5 protein-coding genes are annotated in these 3984 nt (G+C 32.0%); 1 reads left to right on the top strand and 4 read right to left on the bottom strand.

The window, feature by feature from the left end:
- Window positions 1-148: 148 nt before the first annotated feature.
- The 4 genes from A9G37_RS08995 to A9G37_RS08975 form a co-directional block, all read right to left on the bottom strand.
- Window positions 149-859 (bottom strand): hypothetical protein, encoded by a 711-nt coding sequence (locus A9G37_RS08995; protein WP_141671139.1) that lies wholly within the window; start codon window positions 857-859, stop codon window positions 149-151.
- Window positions 860-1212: 353 nt separating this feature from the next.
- Complete coding sequence (locus tag A9G37_RS08985; RefSeq protein WP_051634195.1) at window positions 1213-2157, bottom strand: CYTH domain-containing protein; 945 nt, start codon at window positions 2155-2157, stop codon at window positions 1213-1215.
- 89 nt (window positions 2158-2246) lie between these two features.
- Entirely contained in the window at window positions 2247-2654 is a 408-nt protein-coding gene (locus A9G37_RS08980) for a ClpXP protease specificity-enhancing factor (RefSeq protein ID WP_065575312.1), read from the bottom strand.
- Window positions 2655-2703: 49 nt separating this feature from the next.
- Window positions 2704-3336, bottom strand: a complete 633-nt coding sequence (locus A9G37_RS08975; protein ID WP_065575311.1) for a glutathione S-transferase N-terminal domain-containing protein — start codon at window positions 3334-3336, stop codon at window positions 2704-2706.
- A 315-nt stretch (window positions 3337-3651) separates the two neighbouring features.
- Between A9G37_RS08975 and A9G37_RS08970 the strand changes: the two genes are divergently transcribed.
- On the top strand, window positions 3652-3984 hold a 333-nt coding region (locus tag A9G37_RS08970), incomplete at its 3' end, for a helix-turn-helix domain-containing protein (protein WP_065575310.1).

The raw sequence follows: 3984 nt of genomic DNA, 5'->3' as shown, positions 1-3984 counted from the left end.
CACCTTTCTACTTTCTTCACTCCACCGTGTTTAAAATTGCACTTCATGTTTGAATCCAGGCATATCATACCGAAAAAAGTAAAAATTTCAGGCAACAATTCTTACAATTAATGTAAAAATGTTACCACTAAACTAATTTGTACAAATTCTATTCTGACTTTGACTCAACAAAACTGGATAAATTAACTTTTCCCCCAAAAAATGCTTTTGCTGTTTTACTAACAACTACCGAACCTATTACACATAGAGTAAGAAGAAATAATATAATATCTGTTATAACAATAGCCATTATTTCGCTGTCTGTTAATGAGTCTGCAACCTCATCAAACCATTTCAGACAATATATATTGAAAAATAAAACAATTATTGCTGTCAGCGATGTTAACACAAAAGCAATGACAGAACTTGAAATTAATGACTTCACCTGTAAATTATCATAAACAGTTTTAAATTGTTTTCGCAAAACAAAATAACCAATCGTATTTACAATCAGTAAAAAAACTGAATAAAAAATAATAGTTCTAATGTGGTATTCAAGGGGACCTATAGAATCCAGAGGATCTTTAGGAACAAAAAAGAAATTTAAACAAAATAAGGCAATAGATAAATAATAGAAATTAAATAATAGAATAAATAAAGATAAATGAGTTTTTTGACTATTGTCCGAGGATAATACAATCATATCTGGCTCTGTTACAAAAACTGTTCGCAGTAGCTTTATCCCTAAACAAATCACCATTATTATCCAAATATAACAAGCTAATCTAAATACGCCTATATAGAGACTTTCTATATAAGGAAAATAATATGGCGGTATAGCAGAATATAAAAATCCAAGAACCTGTCGCTCAAATATCACCTGATAACCATTGATGCCTATTATTATAATAAATAACAATTAAGAACACACAAAGCAAATTCTTTTTATTGGCCCGATAGACAGAATTCTTGTACAAAATTATGGCTGAAGTAATAAAAATTAAAACTAGATTTGCTAGCTGATTAAAAGTATTAGGTAAAACAATATAAATAATTAATGATAAAAAAGAATCGGCCCAAATATATGGGTTAACCTTTGCATAGCTAAAAACCATATTGTCAACAAGGAATTCTCGTCCAACTAAAAAAGTGCTATCTAGCACCCCATAAAACAGCAGGAATAAGAACGGTAATTTAAAAAAGGAGAGCTTCATTATTTTACTTTTTATTCTATTAATTAATAGTCAGATTTGCGATCAACATAAGCTTGAACTTTGTATTAATCTCACTAAAAGCAAATTCTTTTACAGAGTTAATAGTCAATAATGCCATTTGCCATTGAGCAAATTCAGGCTCAAAAGAAAGATTTTTATCTATTAGAATATAATTTATTTGGTTTAACGTTTGTTGATATAATGCTAAATCATTAACTTCTAATGCATATTCTTCATTTTGTTGCCAAAATTTTAACAGGTTTGCTAGATCTTGATGGGCTTGAAGATCAAATTGACAAGTTTTAAGTGATGCATTTTTCAGTAAGCAATAGCCCCTAGCAGCTTTACTTTGTGAAAAAAGATGCAAATGGAAGCGGCTTAACTCAAGAGCAAAATTAAACAGGTCTTGTTTATTACCTTGTTTAAGTTCTAATTCGACTTCTTGAATGATTTTAACTTTTTTGTTTGATTTAATTTCCCCTAGGTCTAGTGCCACCTCAATTTCGCTACTCGCAAAAAAAATTAGCCAAGTTTGCCTTTTGAAATCGGTACTGAACAATGGTAATAAATCTCGTTGTAACCGCTCAATATCGCAATTATAGGGTAATGCCATATGTGGTAATACAGCTAAATTGGGTTCTGAATTGGGTAAGTCAACATTAAATTCAGCACGCTCATGTAAACCAGCCACAGACTTGCTATCTCGCTTTAAGGTGATTTCAAACTCTTTTTGGTGATCACTTTCATATCCCCTTACTCGCAATCCACACTGATTATTACGTAGGTAGTAATCGCTTGTGTCATAATAGGTACTAGTCAAATTGAGTTTTGTAGAACTGCGTTTTGCTGGTGATATCGTTGAAAATTCAACTTGGTCGCTATCAGCCCACTGATCTAGAAAATATCTTAAATTAGCAATATCACTAGTATTAATTTCAAACTTTAATTCGATTTCGTTACTCATTCATCTATTTTTCACTATTTTTAACATTATCAACGATAAATCTACTGCATACATCATAGTGAATCACCGTTAATTAACAATATTACAAATTATTTTACAACACGAAATGGATTAGGTTTTGATTTAGATTGTTCAGGTTGTGAGGACAAAGATTCACTCTGTATGCTATATTGTGGTTCATCTTCAAATCCCATACCCACACCATTTTCACGAGCATAAATTGCCTCAATCGCCGCCATTGGTACCACAATATGTTGTGGTATACCAGAAAAGCGAGCATTAAATTCAATTTGTTCATTAGTAGCCAAATATTGGCCAACAGATTGTGGGGCAATATTTAGTACAATTTGATTGTTTTGGATAAATTCCTGCGGTACTAACACCCCATATACAGAAGTATTAACAACAATGTAAGGTGTTAAATCATTATCCAAAATCCAGTCATAAAAAGCACTAAATAAATAAGGGCGACGTGGCGTCATTTGTTCAAGTTCCATCAAAGCTACCTTGTCTAAAATTATCGTAAATAAAGATAAATTTAATTGTTTATGATCTTATTTTTTTTTCTGCTTCAGTTAATGAATTAATAAAAGCAGGACGTTCAAAAATCCTCGCCATATAGGCTAAATAATTCTTTTCAGCCACTTTTGGTAATTCAATATCAAGCAATGGCAAACGCCAAAGTAACGGAGCAAAATAACAATCACATAATGTAAAATCATCACTCATAAAATAATCTTTTTCTTTAAACATAACCGAAATCGAAACAAGATCATCAAGAAGATTTTTTCGTGCTGTTTTAGCCTCCTCACTACAAGGGTCAGCAATAATTGTTTCGTATTCACTATACCACTCTTTTTTAATACGATACATTGTTAATCGTGAATTAGCACGAACGATAGGATAAACAGGCATTAATGGTGGGTGTGGAAAGCGTTCATCCAAATATTCTAACGCAATATGCGGTTCATATAACGTAAGATCACGATCAATTAGAGTTGGAATTGAGCCATAAGGATTAAGATCCAATAATTCTTGTGGTAAATTATCCGCCGTTACAAACTCTATTTCCGCAGTTACCCCTTTTTCTGCCAAAACAAAACGAATCTGATGCCCGTAAATATCTGTTGTATCACAAAATAATGTCATTACAGAACGTTTATTAACAGCAACAACCATATCCACTCCAAATTTATAAAATTAAAATAAGTCTAGTTGCCGTCTATTCTAACAAATTGGATAACAAAATTGTTAAAAAAAAATAAATTTTCTTTAATTCTTTTCCTCAAGTCCTAATTTTGACAAGCAGTTTCATAAAACATGTGCTTAAGTATAGGATTTATTAAATTAGTTAACCTAATAATATTAAATAATATTTATTTCCTAAATAACCTGGATTCAAACATGAAGTGCAATTTTAAACACGGTGGAGTGAAGAAAGTAGAAAGGTGATTTATACTAGCACCTTCGCACCACCACAGTTTGGAGATTGCTATGTATTATAATCACCTTTCTAGGAAGGAAAGATACCAAATTTTCGTATTATTACAAGCCGGAAAGAATAAAAAAGAGATAGCCCAGCTACTCAATAGACATCCTTCGACAATAAGTCGAGAGATAAAAAGAAACTCAAAACCTAATCAAGCCTATCAAGCACATGATGCGGTAACCCTAGCTAGGAAAAGGCGAAAAAACAGCGGTAATGGTAAGCCAATAGAGTCTTCGGTATGGCGCCAAGTTGAAAAATACCTCATGCTTTATTACAGCCCAGAGCAGATTGCTGCACGTTTAAAGAAAGTCAGCGTCCAATCAATCTATAACTATCTT

Source organism: Gilliamella sp. GillExp13 (genome assembly GCF_001690815.1).
GTDB lineage: Bacteria > Pseudomonadota > Gammaproteobacteria > Enterobacterales > Orbaceae > Gilliamella > Gilliamella bombi.
This window is presented reverse-complemented; position numbering and strand designations above follow the sequence as displayed.